We start from the raw sequence: 269 nt of genomic DNA on the forward strand, positions 1-269 counted from the left end.
ACGGATAAAGGACATGCATACTTAGCATTAGTAACAGATGCTTATTCTAAGCAAATTATGGGATATAAGATAGATAATAACATGAAGACAGGACTCTGCTTAAATGCGCTTAAAATGGCTATTAAAAACAGAAAATATCCTGATCAAAAAATCATTCACCACTCGGATAGAGGATTACAATATTGCAATCCAACTTACACAAAATTTGCTGAAGATAATGGAATAACAATGAGCATGACAGAACAATATGATCCTTACGAAAATGCAAT

1 protein-coding gene is annotated in these 269 nt (G+C 32.3%); it reads left to right on the plus strand.

Features of this window, described 5'->3' with window-relative positions; genetic code table 11:
• Positions 1 to 269 (plus strand): DDE-type integrase/transposase/recombinase (locus tag Q4548_RS17400; protein ID WP_303457209.1); only part of this gene is annotated, 269 nt, incomplete at both ends.

Source organism: Wenyingzhuangia sp. 2_MG-2023 (genome assembly GCF_030548295.1).
Lineage (GTDB): Bacteria > Bacteroidota > Bacteroidia > Flavobacteriales > Flavobacteriaceae > Wenyingzhuangia.